The sequence below is a fragment of the Halomonas sp. B23F22_3 genome (genome assembly GCF_043496965.1).
Lineage (GTDB): Bacteria > Pseudomonadota > Gammaproteobacteria > Pseudomonadales > Halomonadaceae > Halomonas.
The window spans coordinates 16,209-42,588 of the sequence record NZ_JBIEKG010000007.1; the positions used below are offsets into that span (position 1 = coordinate 16,209).

A 26,380-nucleotide genomic window follows, 5' to 3' on the forward strand; every position below is an offset into this window, starting at 1 on the left:
ATCCAAGGACATCACCAGATGAGCAACCCGTTCGAACCCCAATCCGCCGGCGGCCTGGTGCCCATGGTGGTCGAGCAGAGCGCGCGCGGCGAGCGGGCCTACGACATCTACTCCCGCCTGCTCAAGGAGCGCGTGATCTTCCTGATCGGGCCGGTGGAAGATTACATGGCCAACCTGCTGGTGGCGCAGATGCTGTTCCTTGAGTCCGAGAACCCGGACAAGGACATCCACCTGTACATCAACTCGCCCGGCGGTGGCGTGACGGCCGGCATGTCGATCTACGACACCATGCAGTTCATCAAGCCCGATGTCTCCACCGTGTGCATCGGTCAGGCGGCGAGCATGGGCGCGCTGCTGCTGGCCGGCGGCGCCGCGGGCAAGCGCTACTGCCTGCCCAACTCGCGGATGATGATCCACCAGCCGCTGGGCGGCTACCAGGGTCAGGCCTCGGACATCGAGATCCACACCCGCGAGATTCTCGGCATCCGCGACCGGCTCAACCAGATCCTGGCCCACCACACCGGCCAGAAGATCGAGACCATCGCCAAGGATACCGATCGCGACAACTTCATGAATGGCTCGCAGGCCGCCGAATACGGCCTGATCGATGCGGTGCTGGAACAGCGCCCGACATCCTGATAGCGTGAAATTCACCCGAGTGCCCTTCATGCACTGAGACGTTTCCCGGTGGCCGCGGCCACCGTGGTGAACCCGACGCCCCATGAGCCATACTGCATGGGGCGTCATCAAGAAAGAGGTACGCGAATGGCCGACGGCAAAGGCAAGGACGAAGGCGGCAAGCTGCTCTACTGCTCGTTCTGCGGCAAGAATCAGAACGAGGTGCGCAAGCTGATTGCCGGCCCATCCGTCTATATCTGCGATGAGTGTGTCGACCTCTGCAACGACATCATTCGCGAGGAGGTGCTCGATGCCGATGCCGAGACCGATGAGGAGCGTCTGCCTGCTCCCCGCGAGATCCGCCACACCCTCGACGACTATGTGATCGGCCAGGACCGCGCCAAGATGGTGCTGTCGGTGGCGGTCTACAACCACTACAAGCGCCTGCGCTTCGGCAGCAAGGAAGACGATGTCGAGCTCGGCAAGTCGAACATCCTGTTGATCGGTCCGACCGGCAGTGGCAAGACCCTGCTGGCCGAGACCCTGGCACGCCTGCTCAACGTGCCCTTCACCATCGCCGATGCCACGACCCTCACCGAGGCGGGCTACGTCGGCGAGGATGTCGAGAACATCATCCAGAAGCTGCTGCAGAAGTGCGACTACGACGTGGACAAGGCCCAGCGCGGCATCGTCTACATCGACGAGATCGACAAGATCTCGCGCAAGTCGGACAACCCGTCCATCACCCGTGACGTCTCGGGCGAGGGCGTGCAGCAGGCGCTGCTCAAGCTGATCGAGGGCACCACCGCCTCGGTCCCGCCCCAGGGCGGTCGCAAGCATCCCCAGCAGGAGTTCCTGCAGGTGGATACCGGCAACATCCTGTTCATCGTCGGCGGCGCCTTCGCCGGTCTCGACAAGGTGATCCGCGATCGCGCCGAGACGGGCGGCATCGGCTTCAACGCCGAGGTCAAGAGCAAGGACGAGTCCAAGGGCATCGGTGACCTGCTGCTCGACGTCGAGCCCGAGGACCTGGTCAAGTTCGGCCTGATCCCCGAGTTCGTCGGTCGCCTGCCGGTGATCGCCACCCTCACCGAGCTCACCGAGGATGCCCTGATCCAGATCCTCACCGAGCCGAAGAACTCGCTGATCAAGCAGTACGCTCGGCTGTTCGAGATGGAAGGGGTGGAGCTCGATTTCCGCGAGGACGCCCTGCGCGCGGTGGCCGGCAAGGCCATGGCCCGCAAGACCGGTGCCCGCGGGCTGCGCTCGATCCTCGAGTCGGTGCTGCTCGACACCATGTACGAGATTCCGTCTCTCGAGGGCGTCTCCAAGGTGGTGATCGATGCCTCGGTCATCGCCGGCGAGAGCGAGCCGCTGCTGATCTACTCCCAGCAGGAAGCGGCGCGGGTCGACGGCACCGACGGCTGACGCGCACCGGGCGCTCATCGCCCTGATGAGGGAGCGGCTTCATCCCCGGGGTGCCCATCGGGCAACCCGGGGGAGGGCCGCTCCCCTTCTTGTGTGTGGGCGCCCGCCGTTGCCTTGCAATGCCACCGCTTCGCCCCCATTCCCTGGGTATCCATCCGATTTCGTGTGAGGAACGTCTGCGATGCAGCAGAACGCCGAACAGACCCTGAGTCTGCCCCTTTTGCCGCTGCGGGACGTGGTCGTCTACCCGCAGATGGTCATTCCGCTGTTCGTCGGCCGCGAGAAGTCGATCCAGGCGCTGGAGGCCGCCATGGAGGCCGACAAGCGCGTCCTGCTGGTGGCCCAGCGTGAGGCCAGCAAGGACGATCCTGATAGCGAGGACATGTTCGCCATCGGCACCGTCGCCGAGATCATGCAGCTGCTCAAGCTCCCCGACGGCACCGTCAAGGTGCTCATCGAGGGCGAGTCGCGGGCCGACATCCGCGAGATCGTCGCCGTCGACGGCGGCTACAGCCGCGCCGAGGTGAGCCTGCGCGAGAGCGAACCGCTCTCCGAGCGCGAGCAGGAGTCGCTGGTGCGCGTGCTGCTCAACCAGTTCGAGCAGTACGTGAAGATGTCGAAGAAGGTGCCCAACGAGGTGCTCAACTCGCTCTCCGGCATCGAGGACCCCAGCCGCCTGGTGGATACCATCTGCGCCCACCTGTCGTTGAAGATCGACGATAAGCAGCAGCTGCTGGAGATGGATCGGGTGCGCGACCGCATCGAGCACCTGATGGCGCTGATCGAGTCCGAGATCGACCTGCTGCAGGTGGAGAAGCGCATCCGTTCGCGGGTCAAGGACCAGATGGAGAAGTCCCAGCGCGAGTACTATCTCAACGAGCAGATGAAGGCCATCCAGAAGGAGATGGGCGAGCTCGAGAACGTGCCCAACGAGGCCGAGAAGTACGAGCAGGCCATCGAGGAATCCGGCATGCCCAAGGAGGCCCGCGACAAGGCCCTCCAGGAGCTGGGCAAGCTCAAGATGATGTCGCCGAATTCCGCCGAGGCCACGGTGGTGCGCTCCTACCTCGACTGGCTGGTGGCGGTGCCGTGGAAGAAGCGCACCCGCATCAAGCACGATCTGGTTCACGCCCAGAAGGTCCTCGACGAGGATCACTACGGCCTCGAGGAGGTCAAGGCGCGCATCCTCGAGTACCTGGCGGTGCACAAGCGGGTCAAGAAGCTCAAGGGGCCGGTGCTCTGCCTGGTGGGGCCGCCCGGGGTGGGCAAGACCTCGCTCGGGCAGTCCATCGCCCGCGCCACCAACCGCAAGTACGTGCGCCTGGCGCTCGGCGGGGTGCGCGACGAGTCCGAGATCCGCGGCCATCGCCGCACCTACATCGGCTCGCTGCCCGGCAAGATGGTGCAGCGCATGGCCAAGGCCGGGGTCAAGAACCCGCTGTTCCTGCTCGACGAGGTCGACAAGATCGGCATGGATCACCGCGGCGACCCCTCCTCGGCGCTGCTCGAGGTGCTCGACCCGGAACAGAACGACACCTTCAGCGACCACTACCTGGAGCTGGACTACGATCTCTCCGAGACACTGTTCATCTGCACCGCCAACTCGATGAACATCCCCGGGCCGCTGCTCGACCGCATGGAAGTGATTCGTCTGCCGGGCTACACCGAGGACGAGAAGCTGGCCATCGCCAAGCGCTACCTGGTGCCCAAGCAGCTCAAGGCCAACGGCTTCAAGGACGACGAGCTCGCGTTCTCCGACGAGGCGCTGCTCGAGCTGATCCGTTACTACAGCCGCGAGGCCGGGGTGCGTGAACTCGAGCGCCAGATCGCCAAGGTGTGCCGCAAGGTGCTGCGCGAGCGCATCGAGAAGGAGAGCAAGGAGGGCGCTCAGGCCCCGCAGCGGCTCTGCGCCGACGATGTCGAGCCCTATGCCGGGGTGCGGCGCTACAGTTACGGCCTGGCCGATCAGCAGGATCAGGTGGGTCGCGTGACCGGCCTGGCCTGGACCTCGGTGGGCGGCGAGCTGCTCAACATCGAGTCGGTGATCACGCCCGGCAAGGGTCGCCTGGACAAGACCGGCTCGCTCGGCGACGTCATGAAGGAGTCGGTGAGCGCCGCCCAGACCGTGGTGCGGGCGCGCGCCCTGGCGCTCGGCATCGACCCCGAGCGTTTCGAGAAGGAGGACCTGCACATCCACGTGCCCGAGGGCGCCACGCCCAAGGATGGTCCCAGCGCGGGCATCGCCATGGTCACGGCGATGGTCTCGGCCTACACCGGTCGCCCGGTGCGCTGTGACGTGGCCATGACCGGCGAGGTCAACCTGCGCGGCGAGGTCATGCCGATCGGCGGGCTCAAGGAGAAATTGCTGGCCGCCAGGCGCGGTGGTATAAAGACGGTGCTAATACCGGAGGAAAACCGTCGCGACCTCAAGGAGGTCCCCGACAATATCAAGGAAGCCCTCGATATTCGGCCGGTTAGCTGGATTGATGACGTTCTGGAGGTGGCCCTGGCCGATAAGCCTGAGCCGAAAAAGGAGGGTTCCAGCGCGGAAGACTCCTCCTCCAAGGCGTCGATGATCAGTACGCACTAACGGTAATTTTCCTCGTCATGCCGGAGTGAAAAGCCCGGTATGGCGGGGTTTGGCTGCTAAGGTTGCTTGACAGGGCTTTCGCCGCATTGCTATAAACTATCGCCATGCTGTGATCGCGTCAGTCAGCCGAAAGTCTCGCCGATTAGAGCCAATTTACGAAATAGTCAAGGGGTGAAGTGTGAACAAATCCGAGCTGATCGAAGCCATTGCCGCGTCTGCCGACATTCCCAAGGCAGCCGCCTCCCGCGCACTGGATGCCATGGTCGACACCGTGTCAGAGAGCCTGAAGAAGGGTGACAGCGTGTCCCTGGTGGGGTTTGGTACCTTCACCGTCAAGGAGCGTGCCGCTCGCACTGGTCGTAACCCGCAGACCGGCCAGCCGATCGAGATCAGCGCTGCCAAGGTGCCGAGCTTCAAGGCCGGCAAGGCGCTCAAGGACTCCGTCAACTGAGGCCACGGCGCCTGCCGTAGCATTGACGGTGGTTTCTTCAACAGGCGCATCGCCCCGGCGGTGCGCCTGTTCCCGTTCATGGGCATCAACGCCGCGCGTCGCGAGGCGCACGGTGATGCGTATAATGTGCGCGACCCGACTCAATTGATCCGCAGAGGCCTGCATGCTGCAAAGTATTCGTGACCGCTCCAGGAGCTGGGGCGCCAAGATCATCATCGGTGCCGTGGTCGTTACCATGGCGCTGTTCGGCGTGGAATCGCTGGTCGGGCTGCTGGGCAACAGCGGCGATGAGGTCGCCCAGGTCAACGACGAGCCGATCACCCGCCAGCAGCTCGAGATCGAGGTGCAGCGCGCCATCCGCAGCGGCCAGGTGCCGCCGGACCAGGAGCGTGCCCTGCGCGCCGAGATGCTCGACATGCTGATCACCGAGCGGCTGCTGACCCAGTACGCCGAAGAGGGCGGCCTCTACGTCTCCGAGCAGCAGCTCGATCAGCTGATCGTCACCCTGCCGGAGTTCCAGGACGCTCAGGGGCGCTTCGACCGGGAGCTGTTCCGCAATCGCCTGGCCAGTGCCGGTTTCACGCCGCTGTCGTTCCGCCAGCAGCTCGCCGTCGACCTCAAGCGTCAGCAGGTCCAGCAGGGGCTGGCCGTCAGCGGCTTCACCCTGGAAGAGGAGCGGGAGCGCCTCGCCGAACTGCAGCGCCAGACCCGCAGCTTCCGCCACCACGCCCTGACGCCGGACGACCTGGCCGCCGTGCCCGAGATCGTCGAGCAGGACCTGCAGGCCTACTACGAGGCCCACCAGGACGACTACCGCCGCCCCGAGCAGGTGAAGGTCAACTACGTGGTGCTCGACCGCCAGCAGATGGCCGCCGAGGCCGAGGTGAGCGAACAGGCGCTGCGCGAGGCCTGGGAATCCGGGGCGGCCGAGGCCGATCGCCGCGTCTCGCACATCATGGTGACGTACGGCAACGAGCGTAGCCGCGAACAGGCCCGGGCGCGCCTCGAGCAGGTTCAGGCGCGTCTCGCCGAGGGCGAGGCATTCGACGCTCTGGCGGCCGAGGTCTCCGACGACACCTCCACCAGCGACGCCGGCGGCGACCTGGGCGTCATCTCCCGCGGCTTCTTCGGCGAGGCCTTCGAGGAGGCCGCCTTCGCCCTCGGCGAGGGGGAGGTCTCCGGCATCGTCGAGACCGACAACGGCCTGCACCTGATCAAGGTCACCGAGCTCGATCGTCCCGCCTTCGAGGAGCGCCGCGAGGCGCTGCGCGCCAAACTGGCCCTGGAGCAGGTCGACGACGCCTTCAACGAGCGGGCCCAGCGCCTGATCGATGACAGCTTCGCCGCCGACGACCTGGCAAGCGTCGCCGACGACCTGGGGCTCTCGCTTGAGCAGAGCGACTGGGTCGGTCGCGAGGTCAGCGAGGGCGTGCTCTCCGAGCCCGGCGTCATGGAGCAGGCCTTCAGCGGCGACGTGCTCGAGAACGGCTACAATAGCGAGGTGATCGAGCTCGACGAGGATCGCCGCATGGTGCTGCGCGTGGCCGAGCATCGCGATGCCACCACGCTGCCGCTGTCCGAGGTGCGCGACGAGGTCGAAGCCGCCGTGCGCGAGGCCAAGACCCGCGAGGCGCTGGTCGAGCTCGCCACCCGTCGGGTCGAGAGCCTGCGCGCCGGCGAGACGCTCGACATCGACTGGCAGCAGGCCGACTCGGTCAGCCGCCAGGGCGGCAGCGCCCTCCCGGAGGCGCTGGTGCAGGCCGCCTTCCGCCTGCCGCACCCCGAGGGCGAGCAGCCGGTCTACGCTCATGCCGTGGACGGCGAGCGCGTGGTGCTGATCGCTCTGGATCGCGTCCAGGACGGTGAGCCCAATGCGCAGATGGAGAACTTCGTCGCTAACATGGCGGAGCGCCTGCGGGCCCAGGCCGCCATCCAGGGCCTGCTCGACGACCTGCGCGACAAGGCCAGCATCGAGCGACTCTGATCGGCCTGGCCGCGAGCCGTCGAGCACGACGACCCCTGTGGGCTCACGCCTGCAGGGGTTTTTTGATGGGCCTCGCTGGGGGATCGGAGCTCAGGCTCGCGACGGCGTGCCGGTCCCGGGATACAATGTTATGTTGTAACAACTCATGTGACCACCCCTCGCCATGCCCGCCTGGAGCCCCCATGCCCGCACCGCTCTCCGCCATTCCCGTCCACCTGATCACCGGCTTTCTCGGCAGCGGCAAGAGCTCGCTGATCCGACGCCTGATCGAGCAGAAGCCCGCCGATGAGCGCTGGGCCGTGGTGATCAACGAGTTTGGCCGGGTGGGGATCGACCAGGCGATGTTCGAGGCGCGCGAAGACCTGGTCGTCAAGGGCCTGCCCGGAGGCTGCCTGTGCTGCCAGCTGGCCTTCGTGCTGCAGGCGTCGCTGGTGAACCTGCTGCATCGCCATCGCCCGGACCGGCTGATCATCGAGCCCTCGGGGCTCGGCCATCCGGCGGGCCTCATCGAGGTGCTGCGCGGCGAGGGCCTGGGTGAGGCGCTGGCGGTGCGCGACGTGATCGCGCTGCTCGACCCGCGCCGACTGGATGACCCGCGCGCCCGGGCACACGAGACCTTTCGCGACCAGCTGGTCATGGCCGACGGCGTGGCGCTGACCATGACCGACCTGGCCACTCCCGCGCAGGTGCAGGCGGCGAAGGCGTGGCTCGGCGAGCTCTGGCCGCGAAAATACTGGATCCGCGAGGCGCCCCACGGCGAGCTGCCGCTTTCCCTGTTGCAGGACGCTCGACGCCACGACGATGGTGGCGATGTGCCCGCCTCGGCGATCCATCGGGTGGCCCGAGAGGGCGCGTCACTCTTACCGCAGGAAGCGGCATCCGACGGGCGCGATCCGGGCCCCGGCCGCCCGATCCGCGAGGCGGGCGCGTCGCTGGGACACGCGAGCCTGGGCTGGCGTTGGCACGCCGGGGATGTCTTCGACCTGGATCGTCTCGCGGCGCGGCTCGGCGAGCTGCCCGCGGGGCTCCGGGTGAAGGGCGTGCTGCATACGACCGAGGGGTGGCGGCTCTACAACCGGGCCGAGGGCGTGGTCAGCCTGGGCGACACGGCCTGGCGACGCGACTCGCGCCTGGAGCTGATCGGTGAGGCGGGCGAGCTGCCGGACGCCGAACGGCTGGAGCGATCCCTGGCGGGCTGCCTGATCGATCGATAGCGCCGGCGACGCCTGGAAGCGCTTCCGGTCGCTCGCTGAAAAACGCGCACTGTCAGGAGAGCGCGAATTCCCTGAGTCGCGGCGCACCGCCGTCCTCGACGACGATCTCCCAGCCCTTGTCCGGCTGCCAGTCGCCCAGCACGTAGCGACGCGCCGGGGTGCCGTTGAGGTCGAGCTCATGAACGGCAGGCCGGTGGGTGTGACCGTGGATCAGGGTCTCGACCCCGTGGGCCCGCAGCGCCTCGACCACCTCGTCGGGCGTGACGTCCATGATGTCCTCGGCCTTGTTGGAGTTGGCCTCACCGGACTGGTCGCGCAGCTGTTTCGCGAGCTGGAGCCGCTCGGCGATCGGCATGCCGAGCACCTGCGCCTGCCACTGCGGGTCGCGGGCCTGGCGGCGAAAGGCCATGTAGGCCTCGTCCCGGGTGCACAGGCTGTCGCCGTGCATCAGAAGCACCGGCCGTCCGCCCAGGGTCACCACGCTGGGATCCGGCAGCAGGCGGGCGCCGGCGGCGGTCGCGAAGCGCTCTCCCAGCAGGAAGTCGCGGTTGCCGTGCATCAAGTAGATGGCGGTGCCGGCCTCGGCGAGGGTCTTCAGCGCGGCGGCGACGCGGGAGGCCAGCTCGGCGGTGCCGGTCGGATCGGCGGTGCCGAGATCCAGCAGGTCGTCGCCGATCCACGCCTCGAAGAAGTCGCCGAGGATATAGAGGGCCTCGGCACCGGAGGCACGTTCGGCGAGCCAGCGAAGAAAGCCGTCGGTGAGCTCGGGGGTGGCGGGCTGCAGGTGCAGGTCGGATATCAGCAGGGTGGTCATGGTCGGCCCGGTTGGGTAAGGAAAGGGGGCGCCGGTGACGCGCGTCGGGAGGTGAAACGCATCACGCCCGCCAGGCATAAGCGGCCCTGGCGGGCGTGCGAGCGAGTGCGGCGAGGATCAGGCTCCGGCCTCGTCCTTCACGTAGGCCTTCTGGATGACCACGTCCTCGGCGGGCACGTCGGCGTGCATGCCGCGACGGGTGGTGGGGACCTCCTTGATCTTCTCGACCACGTCCATGCCCTCGACCACCTCGCCGAACACGCAGTAGCCCCAGCCCTGAATGCTCTTGCCGCTGTGGTTGAGGAAGTCGTTATCGGCCACGTTGATGAAGAACTGCGCGGTGGCCGAGTGGGGGTCCTGGGTGCGCGCCATGGCCAGGGTGCCGGTGGTGTTCTTCAGGCCGTTGTCGGCCTCGTTGTCGATGGGCTCGCGGGTCGGCTTCTGGTTGAAGTCGCTGTCGAAGCCGCCGCCCTGGACCATGAAGCCCGGGATCACGCGATGGAAGAGGGTGCCGTCGTAGAAGCCGTCGCGCACGTACTGCTCGAAGTTGGCGGCGGTCTTAGGGGCCTGGTCGTGGTTGAGGGCGATGGTGATATCGCCGAAATTGGTCTGCAGTACGATCATCGATCCGTTCCTGTGTGCTGTGTAGGGAGCAATGGGGGATGCGCCTTGGCGCTGCCCATGGGCGTGGCGCTATAATAGCCGTTTTGCCTCGATGCGCGAAGGCGGGGGCGTGTCCTTCATGCCTTGCGCCGTGCACCGAGCCAGGCCCGCGATTCAACCAGAGGTTGCCCCACCGACATGACCACCGAGACTACCAGCGCGCCGAACTTCATCCGCAACCAGATCCGCGAGGAGATCGAGGCCGGGAGGGTCGGGAAGATCGTGACGCGCTTCCCGCCGGAGCCCAACGGCTTCCTGCACATCGGCCACGCCAAGTCGATCTGTCTGAACTTCGGGCTTGCCGAGCACTTCGGTGGCGACTGTCATCTGCGCTTCGACGACACCAACCCGGCCAAGGAAGAGCAGGCCTACATCGACGCCATCAAGGAAGACGTCAGCTGGCTGGGCTTCGAGTGGGCCGGCCCCGTGCGCTTCGCCTCGGACTACTTCGACCAGCTCTATGCCTGGGCGCAGCACCTGGTGCGCGAGGGCAAGGCCTACGTCGACGACCTCTCGCCGGACGAGATCCGCGAGTACCGCGGCACCCTGACCGAGGCGGGCAAGCCGAGCCCCTACCGTGAGCGCGGCGTCGACGAGAACCTCGACCTGCTCGAGCGCATGCGCGTGGGTGAGTTCGCCGAGGGCGAGAAGGTGCTGCGGGCGAAGATCGACATGGCCTCGTCCAACATCAACCTGCGCGACCCGATCCTCTACCGCATCCGCCACGCCAGCCACCACCAGACCGGCGACAAGTGGAAGATCTACCCCTCCTACGACTTCACCCACGGGCAGTCCGATGCCCTGGAGGGCGTGACTCACTCCGTCTGCACCCTGGAGTTCGAGGATCACCGCCCGCTCTACGAGTGGTTCCTCGATAACCTGCCGGTGCCGGTGACGCCGCGCCAGATCGAGTTCGCGCGGCTCAACCTCAACTACACCCTGACCTCCAAGCGCAAGCTCAAGCTGCTGGTGGACGAGCAGATCGTCGACGGCTGGGACGACCCGCGCCTGCCGACCATCTCCGGCATGCGTCGCCGCGGCTACACGCCGGGCTCGATCCGCAAGTTCTGCGACATGATCGGCGTGACCCGCGCCGACGGCGGCCTGGTGGACATCGCCATGCTCTATCACGCCATCCGCTCTGATCTCGAGGACAACGCCCCGCGGGCCATGGCCGTGCTCAAGCCGCTCAAGGTGGTGCTGACCAACGTGGCCGAGGATCACGAGGAGGTCTACGAGGTGCCCGGCCACCCGGCCCGCGAGGACATGTCGGTGCGCCACGTGCCCCTGACCCGGGAGCTCTACATCGACGCCGACGACTTCATGGAGGAGCCGCCCAAGAAGTTCTTCCGCCTGGCGCCGGGCAAGGAGGTACGCCTGCGTAACAGCTATGTGATCCGCTGCGACGAGGTGATCAAGGGCGAGAGCGGTGAGATCGAGGAGCTGCGCTGTTCCGTGGACTTCGACACCCTCGGCAAGAACCCGGAGGGCCGCAAGGTCAAGGGCGTGATCCACTGGGTCAGCGCCGAGCACGGCGTGCCCATGGAGGTCCGCCTCTACGACAACCTCTTCCAGGTCGAGCAGCCCGACAAGGACAAGGACGCCGACTTCCTCGATCATCTCAATCCCGAGTCGCTGGTCACCGTGCAGGCGATCGGCGAGCCGAGCCTCGCCGACGCCACCCCCGAGAGCCGCTTCCAGTTCGAGCGGGTGGGCTACTTCTGCGCCGACCGCCACGCCTGCCGCGACGGCAAGCTGGTGTTCAACCGCACCGTGGGCCTCAAGGATGGCTGGGCCAAGGTGAAGAAGCAGGAAAGCCAGAAGACCGCGCAGGACAACAAGGGGTGAGCATGAGCGACATGCAGATCTACAACACGCTGACGCGCCGCAAGGAGCCGCTCACGCCGCTCGAGCCCGGCAAGGTGCGCATGTACGTCTGCGGCATGACGGTCTATGACTACTGCCACCTGGGCCACGCCCGGGTGATGGTGGCCTTCGACGTCATCACCCGCTACCTGCGGGCCCGGGGCTATGACGTCACCTACGTGCGCAACGTCACCGACATCGACGACAAGATCCTCAAGCGGGCCGACGAGAACGGCGAGAGCATCGCCGCGCTCACCGAGCGCATGATCGCGGCCATGCACGAGGACGAGGCGCGCCTATCCGTGCTGCCGCCGGACCGGGAGCCCCGCGCTACCGGCCATATCGGCGAGATCATCGCCATGATCGAGACGCTGATCGACAAGGGCTTCGCCTACGCCGCCGACAACGGCGACGTCTACTACCGGGTGCGCCGCTTCGACACCTATGGCGCGCTGAGCAATCGCGACCCCGACGAGATGCGCTCCGGTGCCCGCATCGAGGTGGACGAGCACAAGGAGGATCCGCTGGACTTCGTGCTCTGGAAGGCGGCCAAGCCCGGTGAGGCGAGCTGGCCCTCGCCCTGGGGCGAGGGGCGCCCCGGCTGGCACATCGAGTGCTCGGCGATGTCCACCTGCTGCCTGGGCGAGACCTTCGACATCCATGGTGGCGGGCCGGACCTGATGTTCCCGCACCACGAGAACGAGATCGCCCAGAGCGAGGCCGCCACCGGCCATCGCTACGTCAACACCTGGATGCATGCCGGGGCGGTGCGGGTGAATCAGGAGAAGATGTCCAAGTCACTGGGCAACTTCTTCACCATCCGCGACGTGCTCGAGCATCACGACCCGGAGGTGGTGCGCTACCTGCTGGTGGCGAGCCACTACCGCAGCCCGATCAACTACGCCCCCGAGTCGCTGGCCGAGGCCCGCAAGTCGCTGGAGCGTTTCTACAATGCCTTGGAGGGCGTCGCCCTCGACGCCGCGGCCGAAGAAGCGGCGGCGCTTGATCCGGCGGACGACGGTGGCCATGCGGCCCGTTTCGCCGTGGCCATGGACGACGACTTCAACACCCCCGAGGCGCTGTCGGTGCTCTTCGACCTGGCCCGCGAACTCAATCGCGCCCGGAAGGAGGCACCGGAGCGGGCGCCGGCGCTGGCCACCGAGCTCAAGCGCCTGGGCGGGATGCTGGGGCTCCTGCAGCAGGCGCCGGCGAGCTTCCTCAAGGCCGGAGCCGTGGACCTGCCGCTCGCCGAAGACGAGATCCAGGCCCGGATCGAGGCGCGCGCCGCGGCCAAGAAGGCCAAGGATTTCGCCCGCGCCGACGCCATCCGCGACGAGCTCGCCGCGCTGGGGATCATCCTCAAGGATTCCCGGGAAGGCACCACCTGGGTCTTCGAGACGCCTGGCGACTGAGCGCGGCCCGATCCTCGGCCGTGATCGCGCGCCCGGTTCCTGCACGGCAGGGGCCGGGCGCGTCGCGTTGGGGCGGGACGTCAGGAAAGCGGCGAGGGCGGCAGCGGGATCTGGTGCGGCCAGTCGTCGGGGACCAGCATGAGTCGCCGTCCGCCGGTCTCGGGATGGTGAAGCACGACCTGAAGGGGGCGAGCGGCGGCCTGGAAGTGGGCCGCCAGCTGTCTCTCCAGCACCGACAGGGGCTCCAGGGCCTCGTGGCGGGGCAGGGCGAGCCAGTGCGGCTTGTGCAGCCAGGCGCCGCGCGTGCCCCCCGGCAGTCCGGCCCGGAGTCGTGGCCAGTCTCGCGCGAAGAGCCAGCGGCCACGCAGGTGGTCGGGCGTGGCGTCTCTCGGCGCCGGCAGGGGAGTGTGCCAGGGATAGAAGAGCACCCCCGGCATCGCCAGCCGCACGGCCGTTGCCGGTGCGTGCCCCGACGGGGGCGATCCCGCCGGGTGCGTGGATGACAGCAGCGGCTGCAGCGCCTCGATGGCCTCCGGGGTTCGCGCCAGTCGCAGCTGGTGATGGAAGAGATGATCGCGCTTGGCGAGCAGGCTGTCGGCTCCGCCCGGGCCGATCCAGCGTGCCTGGCTGTCCGGCGTGCCGGGCCCCTCGACGAGGCCCAGATAGAACTTGATCGCCACCTCCAGGTGCACCGGGCGAGGGTCGTCGCGTCGAGCGTAGAGCAGGTCCAGCTCGCCCAGGGTGCGCTTGCCCTGGTGAATGCGCAGGTTGTGGGCCAGCAGCCGCGTGGCCGGCGCCTCGTCGAGCAGAAACTGCCAGAGCCGCTCATGGTAGAGCCCCATTCGCCCGCGCAGGGCGGGAGCGAGATGGGCCTCGAGGCGACCCGGCGCGCGCTCGTGTTGCGAAAGCCAGGCGGACAGGCGCTCATCTTCGGCGAGGCCCAGCTCCTCGCGGGTCGGTCGCGAGGCACCGGGCATCTCGACGAGACAGGGGGCCAGCACGATCCACCCCAGGTCGCGAACCAGCGGATGGCGGCAGTGATCGAGGAGGCGTTGCGCCGAGGGGGCGAGCGGCATGGCGAGGATCCGACGTTGATGCCCGTGTCTGACATTGAAGCTATACAGGCCTTATACTCAGGATACATTCATAAGGAACCGGGTGAACATGATGATTCGTCCTCTGTCTCGCTGCGTCTCCCTGGCGGCCGCGTCGCTGATCACCATCTCCACGGCCCAGGCCCAGGATCCCGTGGTGATCTCCTCCAAGATCGATACCGAAGGCTCGGTGCTTGGCCAGCTGATCCTGCAGCGACTGGAGCAGGGCGGCATCGAGGTCGAGGATCGCCTGCAGCTCGGCGGCACCAGCATCGTGCGCGAGGCGCTGCTGGCCGGCGAGATCGATCTCTACCCCGAGTACACCGGCAACGGTGCCTTCTTCTTCGACATGACCGACAGCCCGGTGTGGAACGACGCCGCCGAGGCCTTTGAAACCGTGCGGGAGCGCGACGCCGAGGCGAACGATCTCGTCTGGCTGACGCCGGCCGAGGCCAACAACACCTGGGCCATCAGCGTGCGCGGTGAGCTGGCCCGGGAGCACGGCCTCTCGAGCCTCGAGGACCTGGCGAGCTACCTCGACGACGGCGGCGACTTCAAGCTGGCGGCGAGCGCCGAGTTCGTGGAATCCCCCCAGGCGTTGCCGGCCTTCCAGTCGGCCTACGGTTTCACGCTGGGCGAGGAGGAGCTCCTGATCCTCTCCGGCGGCAACACCGCCGCGACCATGCGCGCCGCCGCCCAGCAGACCAGCGGCGTCAATGCGGCGATGACCTACGGCACCGATGGCGGCCTGCAGGCCCTGGATCTGGTGGTCATGGACGACACCCTGGGCGTGCAGCCGGTCTACCAGCCAGCGCCGGTGGTCCGCGAGGCGGTCCTCGACGCCCACCCCGAGATCGCCTCGCTGCTCGAGCCGGTCTTCCAGGCGCTGGACAAGGAGACCCTGCAGCGCCTGAACGGCGACGTGGCGGTGAGCGGGCGCGCCCCGGACGCCGTGGCCGCCGAGTTCCTCGATACCCTGGGCGACTGAGGCAACCTTGCCCTTTGATCGTCCCCGTCACAATGTCGTGCTGTTGAGCCTGTCGCTGGTCGGCCTGCTGGTGTGGCTGGCCCTCGACACGGTGAGCGTGGCGCCCAACCGCATCGTCCCCGGCACCGCCTATGGCCCTGCGGCGTCGCTCGGCTGGGGCGGCGCCCTGGTCTCGGCGCTGCCGCTGCTGGCGCTGGGGGGGCTATCCCGGCGGCCGACGCCGAAGGCCCTGCGCCTTGCCCTGGGGCTCACCGTGGTGCAGCTCGCCGCGCTGCCGCTGTGGCTCTCGCTGGCGGCGCACCGCCTGGTCGATCCTGACGCGGTGGGCGCGCGCTTAGGTGTTGGTGCCGGCGTCTGGCTGCTGCTGTTCCTGCTGCTGATGCTGGTGGTGGAGCTGCGTAGCCGGCTCGGGCTGTCGCGCCTGGCCGGCGTCGCGCTGCTGGCGGCGCCGCTCGCCGTGTTCGGGTTGTGTCTCACACACTGGCTCGCGCCCCTGGCGCTGTGGCAGGAGGTTCAGGGGCGTCGCGACCAGTTCCTGGGCGCCATCCTCGAGCACCTGGCGCTGGTCGGCGTGGCGGTCGGCGTGAGCCTCGTGCTCGGCGTGGCCGCGGCACTCGCCATGCGCCGCTGGCAGGCCGCCCAGCGGATCGGCTTCGGCGTGCTCAACTTCCTGCAGACCATCCCCAGCATCGCGCTCTTCGGCCTGCTGCTGGCTCCGCTCGCCTGGCTCTCGGCCCATTTCGACTGGCTGGCGGCGCTGGGGGTCAGCGGCATCGGCGCCGCACCGGCGCTGCTGGCGCTGGTGGGCTACAGCCTGCTGCCGATGGTGCGCAACACCTTCGTGGCGCTGGAGGCGGTGGATCCCGGCGTCATTGATGCCGCCCGCGGCATGGGCATGAGCCGCGGCCAGGTGTTTCGCCAGGTGCGCCTGCCGCTGGCGCTGCCGGTGATCCTCGAGGGCGTGCGCATCACCACGGTGCAGGCCATCGGGCTCACCGCGGTGGCCGCGCTGATCGGTGCCGGGGGGCTTGGCACCTTCATCTTTCAGGGGCTCGGCCAGGCCGCCATGGACCTGGTGCTGCTCGGTGCGCTGCCCATCCTGGTCCTGGCGCTGGTCGCCGACGCCCTGCTCGGGGCCCTGACCGACACGCTACGCCCGGGAGGGGCCGAATGATCGATCTGATCCATGTCACCAAGCGCTTCGGTGCCGCCACCGCGGTGGACGACATCTCGTTGAGCGTGGCACGCGGTGAGCTCTGCGTGCTGGTGGGCACCTCGGGCTGCGGCAAGTCGACCACGCTGCGCATGATCAACCGCCTGATCGAGCACAGCGAGGGCGAGATCCATATCGACGGCCAGCAGATTCGCGACTTCCGCGAGGAGCACCTGCGCCGGCGCATGGGCTACGCGATCCAGAGCACCGGGCTCTTCCCGCACTGGACGGTGGCCCGCAACATCGGCCTCGTGCCGCGCCTGCTCAAGTGGCCGGCCGCGCGGGTCAGGGCGCGGGTCGAGGAGCTGATGGGCCTGCTCGGGCTCGCCATGGAGGAGTTCGCCGACAAGTATCCCCATCAGCTCTCCGGCGGCCAGGCGCAGCGGGTAGGCGTCGCCCGGGCGCTGGCGGCGGATCCCGATATCCTGTTGATGGACGAGCCCTTCGGCGCCCTGGACCCGCTGACCCGCGAGAGCCTGCAGGAGGAGCTGCGCGAGCTGCAGGGGCGGCTCGAGAAGACCATCGTCTTCGTCACCCACGACATGGACGAGGCGCTGCGTCTGGCGGATCACCTGGTGGTGATGCACCAGGGGCGGATCAAGCAGCAGGGCCGGCCGCTGGAGCTATTGCGCGAGCCGGCGGATGAGTTCGTCGAGTCGCTGCTGGGCGGCGAGGATCGTGGCCTGAAGGAGGCGGCGCTGCTGCCGGTCAGCCAGCGGATGCTGCCGCTGGGGCCGCGCCTGCTGGCGCGCGAGCGGATCGGCCAGCAGGCCAGCCTGCGCGAGGCGCTGTCGCTGATGCTGTGGCGCCACGCCGAGCGGCTCACCGTGGTCGACGACGATGACCTGCCGGTGGGCGAGCTCTCCCTGCGCCGCCTGGTGGGGGTGCGCAGCGATGATTGAGGGTCGTCGGCTGGTCGTGCCGCTGTGCTGGCTGTCGCTGCTGCTGGCCGCCACCCTGGGCATGGGGCAGCTGGAGGGGCTCTTTCGCGTCATCGAGCCCGATAGCCGCCAGGTGATCTATGATCGGGCCGACTTCCTGACCCTGCTGGGGCGCCACCTCTCGGTGGTGGGCGTGGCCGCCGTGCTGGCCATCCTGATCGGGGTGGGCGCCGCCATCGCCGTGACCCGCGAGCGGGGCCGCGACTTCCTGCCGCTGGTCAGCCAGCTGGCCTCGATGGGGCAGACCTTCCCGCCGGTGGCCGTGCTGGCGCTGGCCGTCCCGGTGCTCGGCTTCGGCACCCTGCCGATCATCGTGGCGCTGCTGCTCTATGGGCTGCTGCCCATCGTGCGCAACACCCTGGCGGGGATCCTCGGCATCGACCCCTCGGTGCGCGAGGCGGCGCGGGGCATGGGCATGAGCAGCGGCCAGATCCTGCGCCAGGTGGAGCTGCCCCTGGCCGCGCCGGTGATCCTCGCCGGCATCCGCACCTCGGTGACCATCAACATCGCCACGGCGGCGATCGGCGCCACCGTGGGAGCGAGCAACCTGGGCGACCCGATCATCTCGGGGATCGTCAATGGCAACACCGCCTACGTGATCCAGGGGGCGCTGTTGATCGGCCTGCTGGCCATCAGCGTGGACAGCCTGTTCAGCCGCCTGCCGTCGCCCGGCGGGCGCTGAGCGCCGCGGCCCCGCCTCGAGCCCGTCACTCGCGCGCTGCTTTCCGGCATCCCCTACGCCTGCGTCTCACTCGGCCGTTAGCTCGCTCGATCGGGGACTACCCAAGTCGTCCAGTTTACGTTAACGTCAAGCCTGTTGCGTTGACCGGCCCCGGGGCGACCCCCTGGCGGTCCGGAACATTAAAGACAACACTGCCCCCAAAAGGGGCACAGGATCATGACGATGACAACAACACCGGACATCCACGAGCCGACCTTCCTGGCCGGTGACGAGTTCAGCATTCCGACCTTCCGCCTACTCAAGCAGGACGGCACCCTCCATGAGGGGGCGAAGGCGCCCGAGCTCTCCAAGGACCAGGCGCTGGCCATCTACCGTGCCATGCTCGCCACCCGGGTGCTCGACGAGCGGATGCTCGCCGCCCAGCGCCAGGGACGCCTCTCCTTCTACATGCAGTGCACCGGCGAGGAGGCCGCCGTGGTCGGCGCCACGGCGGCGCTGGACGACGCCGACATGATCATGGCCCAGTACCGTGAGCAGGGCGCCCTGATCTATCGCGGCTTCACCTTCGACGAGTTCATGAACCAGCTGTTCGGCAACGAGCTGGACTACGGCAAGGGCCGCCAGATGCCGATCCACTACGGGTCGCGCAAGCTGCACTACATGACCATCTCGTCGCCGCTGGCGACCCAGATTCCCCAGGCCACCGGCTACGCCTACGGTCAGAAGCTCGCCGGCGACGGCCAGTGCACCGCGGTGTTCTTCGGCGAGGGGGCGGCCTCCGAGGGTGACTTCCACGCCGCCCTGAACATGGCGGCGGTCCATGAGGTGCCGGTGATTTTCTTCTGTCGCAACAACGGCTATGCGATCTCCACGCCCTCCATCGAGCAGTTCGCCGCCGACGGCGTGGCACCGCGGGCCTTCGGCTATCGCATGCACGTGATTCGCGTCGATGGCAACGACATCCTGGCGGTCCACGCGGCCACTCGCGAGGCGCGTCGGATCGCCGTGGAGAACAACCAGCCGGTGCTGATCGAGGCCATGAGCTATCGCCTGGCCGCTCACTCCTCCTCGGACGATCCCTCCGGCTATCGCTCGAAGAAGGAAGAGGAGGCCTGGCGGGAGAAGGATCCCATCCTGCGCATGCAGCGCTGGCTGGCCGACCTGGGCTGGTGGAGCGATGACGAGGAGAAGGCGCTCCAGGAGAGCCTGCGTCGCGAGGTGCTGGAGACCATGAAGCGGGCCGAGAAGCGACCGCCGCCGCCCCTGGACAGCCTGGTGACCGATGTCTATGCCGACGTCACCCCGGAGCTGCAGCGTCAGCTCGACGCGCTGAAGCGCCATATCCGTCAGTATCCGGAGACCTATCCCAAGGGGGCGCGTGCCCTGGACCCGGACGTGCAGGCCGGTGACGACACCGCGGCCAAGGGAGAGAAGTGAGATGCCGACCATGAACATGCTGCAGGCCATCAACAACGCCCTGGACATCGCCATGGGCGAGGACGACAAGGTGCTCTGCTTCGGCGAGGACGTGGGCAGCTTCGGCGGCGTCTTCCGCGCCACGAGTCACCTGCAGGAGAAGTACGGCCGCGCGCGCTGCTTCAACACGCCGCTGGTGGAGCAGGGCATCATCGGCTTCGCCAACGGCCTGGCCGCCCAAGGCTCGGTGCCGGTCGCCGAGATCCAGTTTGCCGACTACATCTTTCCGGCGTTCGACCAGATCGTCAACGAGACCGCCAAGTTCCGTTACCGCTCCGGCGACCTGTTCAACGTCGGCGGCCTGACCATCCGCGCCCCCTACGGCGGCGGCATCTCCGGCGGGCTCTATCACTCCCAGTCGCCGGAGGCCTACTTCGCGCATACTCCCGGCCTCAAGGTCGTGATTCCCCGTGACCCCTACCAGGCCAAGGGGCTGCTGCTGGCCGCCATCCGTGACCCGGATCCGGTCCTGTTCTTCGAGCCCAAGCGTCTCTATCGGGCCTCCGTCGGCGAGGTGCCGGAGGAGGACTACCAGCTGCCCATCGGCGAGGCCGAGGTGACCAAGGAGGGCAGCGACGTGACCCTGGTGGGCTGGGGCGCGCAGATGGAGGTGATCGAGCGCGCCGTGGAGATGGCCGAGAAGGACGGTATCTCCTGCGAGGTGATCGATCTGAGAAGCCTCTTGCCCTGGGATCAGGAGACCGTGGCCGAGTCGGTGCTCAAGACCGGCCGGCTGGTGATCACCCATGAGGCACCGCGCACCGGGGGCTTCGCCGGCGAGATCGCCGCGGCCATCCAGGAGCGCTGCTTCCTGTACCTGGAATCGCCCATCGCCCGGGTGACCGGCCTGGATACTCCCTTCCCGCTGACCCTGGAGAAGGAGTATCTGCCGGACCATCTGAAGATCGTCGAGGCCATCCGCGAAAGCGTGAATTTCTGACGACCGGATCCAGGACAGGAGAGACAAGATGACAGATTTCAAGCTGCCCGATATCGGCGAAGGTATCGTGGAGTGTGAGGTGGTGGAGTGGCGCATCCAGGAGGGTGACGTCATCGAGGAGGACCAGCCGGTGGTCGAGGTGATGACTGACAAGGCCCTGGTCGAGATCACCGCCCCCGAGGCGGGCCGGGTCTCCCGGCTCTTCGTGCCCAAGGGCGAGATCGCCAAGGTGCATGCGCCGCTGTTCGCCTACGAGGCCGAGGGCGAATCGGCCGCGTCCTCCGAGGCTCAGGCGCCCGAGCAGAAGACCGATGCGCCGGAGAGCGACGCCCCGTCCGCGCCGGCCGCGACCGCCAGCGCCGTCGCCAAGGATTTCATCCTGCCGGACCTCGGTGAGGGCATCGTCGAGTGCGAGGTGGTCGAGTGGCGCATCAAAGAGGGCGACAGCCTCGAGGAGGACCAGCCGGTCGTCGACGTGATGACCGATAAGGCCATGATGGAGATCACCGCCCCCGAGGCGGGGCGCGTGGCCAAGCTCCACGTGGCCAAGGGCGAGATCGCCAAGGTGCACGCGCCGCTGTTTGCCTATGAACCGGTCGATGGCGAGCCGGCAGGCGAGCAGGCGTCGTCCGAGCCCGCCGCGTCGACCCCGGAGGCCCCTCAGGCGGCCAGGACGGACGCCTCGTCTGGCCCGGTGACCCGCGAGACGAGCGGGCATGGCCCCCACGGGCGGATCCCGGCGAGCCCGGCGGTGCGCCGCCTGCTGCGCGAGCACGGGCTGCGCCTCGAGCAGGTGCCGGGGTCCGGCAAGCAGGGCCGGGTGCTGAAGGAGGACATTCAGGCCTTCCTGGCGCGTGGCGAGACGGCCAGCGCCGAGGCATCGCCCGCTGCCGAGAAGCCCCAGGCGCCCGCGCGCTCAGCAGGCTCCGAGGGCGAGGTGCGCGGCGTGGAGCCGATGCGCGGCATTCGCGCCGCCATGGCGCGCAAGATGGTCGCCTCGGCCTCCACGATCCCGCACTTTCAGTACGGCGAAGAGCTCGACGTCACCGAGCTGCTGGCGCTGCGCGAGCGCCTCAAGCCCGAGGCCCAGGCCCGGGATGCGCGCCTGACGCTGATGCCCTTCTTCATGAAGGCGATGGCGCTTGCGATCCGCGACTTCCCGATCCTCAACAGCCGGCTCAACGAGACGGGCGACGAGATCCACTACCTGCCGTCGTGCAACATCGGCATGGCCGTGGACGGCAAGGCGGGCCTGATGGTGCCCAACGTCAAGGGCGTGGAGCGCCTGAGCCTGCTTCAGATCGCCGGCGAGATCCAGCGTCTGACGGCCGAGGCTCGCGAGGGTCGGGTGGCCTCCGCCGACCTGCAGGAGGGCACCATCAGCATCTCCAATATCGGCGCGCTGGGCGGCACCTACGCCGCACCCATCATCAATGCCCCGGAGGTGGCCATCGTGGCCATCGGCAAGACCCAGTGGCTGCCGCGCTTCGATGCCGACGACAACGTCGTCAAGCGGGCGATCATGACGATCACCTGGGCGGGGGATCATCGGCTGATCGACGGCGGCACCATCGCCCGCTTCTGCAACGCCTGGAAGGGCTACCTGGAGGCGCCGGAGACGATGCTCCTGCATCTTGGATAAGCCATGAGCTCACCACCATGACCCAGGCGTCCCTGCAGCAGTTCTACATCCCGGAAGAGCAGTCGATCTACCTGCTCAGCCATGACGACGCCCGCAAGCTCAAGGCGTGGGTGTCGCTGTGTCAGGCCCAGCTGGAACAGCTGGGCTACCGGGGCATCGAGCTGATCGGCAAGGGCGCCTACGGCTTCGTGTTCGCCGGCTTCACCGGGGTGGGCGAGGAGTACGTCTTCAAGTTCACCCGCGTCAACCTGCCCCAGCGCCTGCAGGACCGCCTCGAGGAGGAGGCCTTCATGCTGGAGCAGGTCGACCACCCGCGGGTGCCGAAGCTGATCGTCTTCCAGCGGGTCCGTCGCCAGTCGATCCTGGTGATGCAACGGGCCCCGGGCTTCAACCTCGAGGAGGTCTCGCTGCAGCGGGGGCGGCTCTCGCCGCGCCTGGTGGTGCGTATCGCCGACCAGCTGGCCGATATCCTGCGCGCCCTGCGCCGGGAATCGGGACCTGCCGGCAAGCCGGTGGTGCACGGCGACATCAAGCCCTCCAACCTGGTCTTCGACGCGTCCGACGAGACCATCGCCCTGATCGACTGGGGCTCCTCGGTGTTCGCCCAGCTCGATGCCAACCAGCAGTTCGTGGCGACCAACGTCATGGAACTGATGTCGGACAACCTGCAGCAGACCAACGCCCGCCTGGGCGATGTCTACTTCATCGGCGAGGATCAGCTGGGCGGTGCGCTCTCCTCGCCGCGCTTCGATGAGCAGGGCGCAGCCGCCACCCTCTATGCGCTGGCCTCGGCGCAGTCCTGTCGCTTCGGCCACCGGGCCATCCCGGCCACCTCCCTCGGCCTGCCCAGGGAGTTCGCGCGCATGCTCGACGGCATGCTCGATCCCGACCCGGGCACGCGCCGGCGCGCCGGCGATCACTTCATCCGCGAGATGCCGCGCCTCGGCCGGCTGGTGATGATCGACCTGCCGACGCCTCAGGAGGCGCCGCTGGTGCCGGTCTGGAGCCGGCCCGCCGGGCGCGAGATCGATACCGTGGTCTACAGCTCGCGCAAGTCCTTCCTGCGCGAGGAGGGCGGACGCGAGACGCTGAACGACGTCAACGACGTCCAGCTCGACCGCTACTACAAGAACTTCATGCAGAACATGGGCGAGACCGAGAAGGCCTTCCTGGCCGCGGTCAGTCGGCTGGGCCGCTATCCGGTGGTCGGCGGGCTGGCGGTGCGCTGGGAGGCCGAAGGCGTCTACATCGATACCTCGCTCAACCTGCACGACCCCTACCTCAAGCCGGCGTTCATTGCCGCGGTCAATAACATGGTGACCCTCGCCCGGGCGATCCATCGCCGCGGGATCTTCAAGAGCTGCCTCTTCAATGCCCGCGACACCCTGCACCTGGAGCGCGAGAGCGTCGATCGTCCCTTCGTGCTCACCCCCGGCATGCGGCTGCACTACGAGGTCAGCGCGGTGCCGGAGCTCGAGGACCGCTCGCGCCTGCACAGCTACTTCGAGGATGGCCCGGATCCCGAGGAGTTTCTGGTGCTGCCCGAGGCGATCATCACCTCGCTGGAGGCCCTCAACGAGATCCACCACACCGGCATGATCATCTTCGAGGCGCTGCCCGAGCACCTGAAGATCCATAGCCACTACCGCCTGCTGGACCCTTCCCGGGAAGCGGAGTTTCGCCGCCGGCTTGAGGACATCCTCGACGCGGTGGGGTTGATCGAGGGGCTCGGGGTCTCGGGGTTCATGAAGATGCCCTACAAGGACACCCGCTTTTTCGCCCATATCGAACGCCAGCCCGAGCGCTTCTACCCCCGCGACCCACGGGCGGCGCTGGCCGAGGCCGCCCGTGGCTGAGCGGCCTCGGTAGGGAGGCCGCTACGGCCCCGTCGTGTTCGGGCGGCCTGCCTACAACGAGGCGGCGGAGCGCGCGGCCTGGTCGTAGAGCCCTGACATGGCGCGCAGCAGGCCCGCCAGGCGACTCATCTCCTCACGTTCGATGCCCATCGAGGAGAGCGAGTCCACCAGGCAGGCCTCGCGGATCTCGGCGTAGCGGCTGCAGGCCTCGCGCCCGAGCTCGGTGGTGCGAAACAGGCTCTCCTTGCCCTGCTTCTCGCCGGCCACCAGCCCCAGACGCCCCAGCTTCTTCAGGGCATAGGTCACCGTGTGAGTATCCTCGACGTTGAGCACCAGGCAGATATCCGCCTGGCGCTTGGCGCGCTCCCGGTGGTTGACGCTGTGCAGCACCAGCACGTCCAGGGCGCCGAGCTCCGGATAGCCGCTGGCCGTCATGCAGCGCACCATCCAGCGGTCGAAGGCGTGGCCGGAGATGATCAGGCCGAACTCGAACTCCGAGAGCTCCTGACTGCTGCGCGACAGGTGCTCCGAGGAGACGATGGGGCCGCGGGGTGTCCGTTCACGCGTCATGTGCTGCTCCTTGTCGATGAGTCCAAGCGGTCGAGGTCAGTTGCCCATGGCCTGGGGCAGCCAGGTCACGATGCCGGGGAAGACGCTGATCAGCACCACGCCGAGCATCATCAGGAAGAAGAACGGCATGGCCGCCCAGGCGATCGACAGGATGTTGCGCCCCGTCATGCCCTGCAGCACGAAGAGGTTGAAGCCCACCGGCGGGGTGATCTGCGACATCTCCACCACGACCACCAGGTAGATGCCGAACCAGATCAGATCGATGCCGGCGGCCTCGACCATCGGCAGCATGATGGAGGTGGTCAGCACCACGACCGAGATACCGTCGAGGAAACAGCCCAGCAGGATGAAGAACAGCGTCAGGGCCGCCAGCAGCATGACCGGCGAGAGCCCCAGGGTGCCGATCCAGGCGGCGAGCTCACGCGGCAGGCCGGTGAAGCCCATGGCCGCGGTGAGAAAGGCGGCGCCGGCGAGGATGAAGGCGATCATCGTCGAGGTGCGCACCGCCCCGAGCAGGGCGTCGCGGAACACGGCGCCGTTCATGCTGCCCTGGACCCGGGCCAGCAGCAGCGAGAGCACCACCCCCACGGCCGCCGCCTCGGTGGGCGAGGCGAGCCCCGCGTAGATCGAGCCGATGACCCCGACGATCAGTGCCAGCAAGGGGATCAGTCGGCGCGCCCGGCGCAACTTCTCGCCCAGCGGCAGGCCGCTCTCGGCGGGGGGGACCTTGTCCGGGAAGCGCCAGGACCAGAGCATCAGGTAGCCGGCGAACAGCGAGATCAGCAGCAGGCCCGGGAAGATGCCGGCCATGAACAGCCGCGCGATCGACTGGTCGGTGGCGACGCCATAGACGATCAGGATGATCGACGGCGGAATCAACAGCCCCAGGGTCGCCGAGCCCGCCAGGGTGCCGATCACCAGCTGCTCGTCATAGCCGCGGCGGGTGAGCTCAGGAATGGTCATCTTGCCCATGGTGGCGCAGGTGGCCGCCGAGGAGCCGGAGACGGCGGCGAACAGACCGCAGCCGATGACGTTGGTGTGCAGCAGGCGGCCCGGGATGCGCTGCATCCAGGGCGAGAGGCCGGTGAACATGTCGTCGGCGAGCCGCGAGCGGAAGAGAATCTCGCCCATCCAGATGAACATCGGCAGGGCCGTGAGCTCCCAGCTGTAGCTTTCGCCCCAGACGTTGGAGGCGAGCACGTCGCCGGTGGGCACCGAGGTGAACTGCGAGAGGCCGAGCCACCCCAGCCCCAGCAGCGAGAAGGCCACCCAGACGCCGCTGCCGAGCAACAGCATCAGGGTGACGAAGAGGATCGTCATCATCACGAGCATGGTGTGTCTCCGGGGCTCATTCCTGGCCGCTGTCGTCGATGGTAAAGGTGGCGGGCCGGGTCACGGCGGTCACCAGGGTCGCCCACCAGGCCTCGGCGAGGGCCAGGCAGAACAGCACCACGCCGGCGAGCATGGCGGACTGGGGAATCCACAGCGGGATGCGCAGCAGGCCGTAGGAGGTCTCGTTGAAGGCGATGCTGTCGGCCAGCAGCCAGTAGAGGTACCAGCCGAGGTAGAGGCCGAGGATCAGCGCGATGCTCAGGCAGAAGACCTCGACGAAGGCGCGTGGGGCCGGTGAGAGGCGCCCGACCAGCAGCGTCACGCGGATATGGCCGCCGTGCACGAAGGTGTAGGCGAGCCCGAGGAAGCTGGCGCCGACCAGCAGGAAGCCGGAGATCTCGGCGAGGCCGGGAATCGCCAGGCCGATGCGATCGCCGCCGAGCGCGGTGGCGATACGGTCGACGATGCGGCCGAGGATCTGGGCGGTGATCAGCGTACAGATCAGGCACAGGCACAGGGCGGCGAGGTAGCCGCCCAGCTGGTAGAGGGGTCTGAGGCGATAGGTCATGGCAGGGTCCAGAGACGGCTGCCGGGGCGATGCGCCCC

General features: G+C 67.9%; 22 protein-coding genes. 16 read left to right on the top strand and 6 right to left on the bottom strand.

Annotated features, from left to right (window positions below; genetic code table 11):
* Window positions 1-18: 18 nt before the first annotated feature.
* The 6 genes from clpP (at window position 19) to ACGTNG_RS16170 (ending at window position 8,285) form a co-directional block, all read left to right on the top strand.
* Window positions 19-639 carry an ATP-dependent Clp endopeptidase proteolytic subunit ClpP gene (gene clpP / locus ACGTNG_RS16145; protein WP_394797544.1) on the top strand — a complete coding sequence of 207 codons (621 nt, stop codon included), beginning with the start codon at window positions 19-21 and terminating at the stop codon, window positions 637-639.
* A 126-nt stretch (window positions 640-765) separates the two neighbouring features.
* On the top strand, window positions 766-2,046 hold the full coding sequence (gene clpX / locus ACGTNG_RS16150) for an ATP-dependent Clp protease ATP-binding subunit ClpX (RefSeq protein ID WP_394797545.1): 1,281 nt from the start codon (window positions 766-768) through the stop codon (window positions 2,044-2,046).
* A gap of 181 nt (window positions 2,047-2,227) precedes the next feature.
* Window positions 2,228-4,636, top strand: a complete 2,409-nt coding sequence (gene lon, locus ACGTNG_RS16155; protein ID WP_394797546.1) for an endopeptidase La — start codon at window positions 2,228-2,230, stop codon at window positions 4,634-4,636.
* A 178-nt stretch (window positions 4,637-4,814) separates the two neighbouring features.
* Entirely contained in the window at window positions 4,815-5,087 is a 273-nt protein-coding gene (gene hbs / locus ACGTNG_RS16160) for a non-specific DNA-binding protein Hbs (protein ID WP_089850121.1), read from the top strand.
* Window positions 5,088-5,250: 163 nt separating this feature from the next.
* Window positions 5,251-7,071, top strand: coding sequence for a SurA N-terminal domain-containing protein (locus ACGTNG_RS16165; protein WP_394797547.1), 1,821 nt, complete (start codon window positions 5,251-5,253; stop codon window positions 7,069-7,071).
* A gap of 182 nt (window positions 7,072-7,253) precedes the next feature.
* Entirely contained in the window at window positions 7,254-8,285 is a 1,032-nt protein-coding gene (locus tag ACGTNG_RS16170) for a CobW family GTP-binding protein (RefSeq protein ID WP_394797548.1), read from the top strand.
* A gap of 52 nt (window positions 8,286-8,337) precedes the next feature.
* Here ACGTNG_RS16170 and ACGTNG_RS16175 read toward each other — a convergent pair whose 3' ends face one another.
* Window positions 8,338-9,099 carry a UDP-2,3-diacylglucosamine diphosphatase gene (locus tag ACGTNG_RS16175; RefSeq protein WP_394797549.1) on the bottom strand — a complete coding sequence of 254 codons (762 nt, stop codon included), beginning with the start codon at window positions 9,097-9,099 and terminating at the stop codon, window positions 8,338-8,340.
* Window positions 9,100-9,216: 117 nt separating this feature from the next.
* Entirely contained in the window at window positions 9,217-9,723 is a 507-nt protein-coding gene (locus ACGTNG_RS16180; protein ID WP_394797550.1) for a peptidylprolyl isomerase, read from the bottom strand.
* A gap of 177 nt (window positions 9,724-9,900) precedes the next feature.
* Between ACGTNG_RS16180 and ACGTNG_RS16185 the strand changes: the two genes are divergently transcribed.
* Both ACGTNG_RS16185 and cysS read left to right on the top strand, forming a co-directional pair.
* The gene (locus tag ACGTNG_RS16185) at window positions 9,901-11,610 is read left to right on the top strand and encodes a glutamine--tRNA ligase/YqeY domain fusion protein (protein WP_394797551.1); all 1,710 of its coding nucleotides are present in this window, start codon (window positions 9,901-9,903) and stop codon (window positions 11,608-11,610) included.
* Between the two features lie 11 nt (window positions 11,611-11,621).
* Window positions 11,622-13,040: a cysteine--tRNA ligase gene (gene cysS / locus ACGTNG_RS16190; protein ID WP_394797734.1), complete on the top strand. Its 1,419-nt coding sequence runs from the start codon at window positions 11,622-11,624 to the stop codon at window positions 13,038-13,040.
* 80 nt (window positions 13,041-13,120) lie between these two features.
* Here the strand turns inward: cysS and ACGTNG_RS16195 are convergent, their stop codons facing one another.
* Complete coding sequence (locus ACGTNG_RS16195; RefSeq protein WP_394797552.1) at window positions 13,121-14,116, bottom strand: DUF1853 family protein; 996 nt, start codon at window positions 14,114-14,116, stop codon at window positions 13,121-13,123.
* A gap of 91 nt (window positions 14,117-14,207) precedes the next feature.
* On the opposite strand from ACGTNG_RS16195, the gene osmF reads away from it, so the two are divergent.
* From osmF to ACGTNG_RS16235, 8 genes are all read left to right on the top strand, one after another.
* Window positions 14,208-15,122: a glycine betaine ABC transporter substrate-binding protein OsmF gene (gene osmF, locus ACGTNG_RS16200; RefSeq protein WP_394797735.1), complete on the top strand. Its 915-nt coding sequence runs from the start codon at window positions 14,208-14,210 to the stop codon at window positions 15,120-15,122.
* 7 nt (window positions 15,123-15,129) lie between these two features.
* Window positions 15,130-16,296 (top strand): ABC transporter permease, encoded by a 1,167-nt coding sequence (locus ACGTNG_RS16205; protein ID WP_394797553.1) that lies wholly within the window; start codon window positions 15,130-15,132, stop codon window positions 16,294-16,296.
* Window positions 16,293-17,237 (top strand): ABC transporter ATP-binding protein, encoded by a 945-nt coding sequence (locus tag ACGTNG_RS16210; RefSeq protein ID WP_394797554.1) that lies wholly within the window; start codon window positions 16,293-16,295, stop codon window positions 17,235-17,237. The genes ACGTNG_RS16205 and ACGTNG_RS16210 overlap by 4 nt, the downstream gene beginning before the upstream one ends.
* A complete protein-coding gene (locus ACGTNG_RS16215; protein WP_394797555.1) occupies window positions 17,230-17,958 on the top strand; it encodes an ABC transporter permease in 729 nt (242 codons plus the stop codon). The genes ACGTNG_RS16210 and ACGTNG_RS16215 overlap by 8 nt, the downstream gene beginning before the upstream one ends.
* Before the next feature lie 222 nt (window positions 17,959-18,180).
* Complete coding sequence (locus ACGTNG_RS16220; RefSeq protein WP_394797556.1) at window positions 18,181-19,395, top strand: thiamine pyrophosphate-dependent dehydrogenase E1 component subunit alpha; 1,215 nt, start codon at window positions 18,181-18,183, stop codon at window positions 19,393-19,395.
* A gap of 1 nt (window position 19,396) precedes the next feature.
* Window positions 19,397-20,374: an alpha-ketoacid dehydrogenase subunit beta gene (locus tag ACGTNG_RS16225; protein ID WP_394797557.1), complete on the top strand. Its 978-nt coding sequence runs from the start codon at window positions 19,397-19,399 to the stop codon at window positions 20,372-20,374.
* A 28-nt stretch (window positions 20,375-20,402) separates the two neighbouring features.
* A complete protein-coding gene (locus ACGTNG_RS16230; protein ID WP_394797558.1) occupies window positions 20,403-22,016 on the top strand; it encodes a dihydrolipoyllysine-residue acetyltransferase in 1,614 nt (537 codons plus the stop codon).
* 17 nt (window positions 22,017-22,033) lie between these two features.
* The gene (locus tag ACGTNG_RS16235; protein ID WP_394797559.1) at window positions 22,034-23,872 is read left to right on the top strand and encodes a protein kinase domain-containing protein; all 1,839 of its coding nucleotides are present in this window, start codon (window positions 22,034-22,036) and stop codon (window positions 23,870-23,872) included.
* 51 nt (window positions 23,873-23,923) lie between these two features.
* On the opposite strand, the gene ACGTNG_RS16240 is transcribed toward ACGTNG_RS16235, so the two are convergent.
* From ACGTNG_RS16240 to ACGTNG_RS16250, 3 genes are read right to left on the bottom strand one after another with little or no spacing between them, the layout of a single operon-like run.
* Complete coding sequence (locus ACGTNG_RS16240; RefSeq protein WP_394797560.1) at window positions 23,924-24,442, bottom strand: winged helix DNA-binding protein; 519 nt, start codon at window positions 24,440-24,442, stop codon at window positions 23,924-23,926.
* Between the two features lie 36 nt (window positions 24,443-24,478).
* Window positions 24,479-25,774 carry a TRAP transporter large permease gene (locus ACGTNG_RS16245; RefSeq protein WP_394797561.1) on the bottom strand — a complete coding sequence of 432 codons (1,296 nt, stop codon included), beginning with the start codon at window positions 25,772-25,774 and terminating at the stop codon, window positions 24,479-24,481.
* A gap of 16 nt (window positions 25,775-25,790) precedes the next feature.
* Window positions 25,791-26,342: a TRAP transporter small permease gene (locus tag ACGTNG_RS16250; RefSeq protein ID WP_394797562.1), complete on the bottom strand. Its 552-nt coding sequence runs from the start codon at window positions 26,340-26,342 to the stop codon at window positions 25,791-25,793.
* Between the last annotated feature and the right edge of the window lie 38 nt (window positions 26,343-26,380).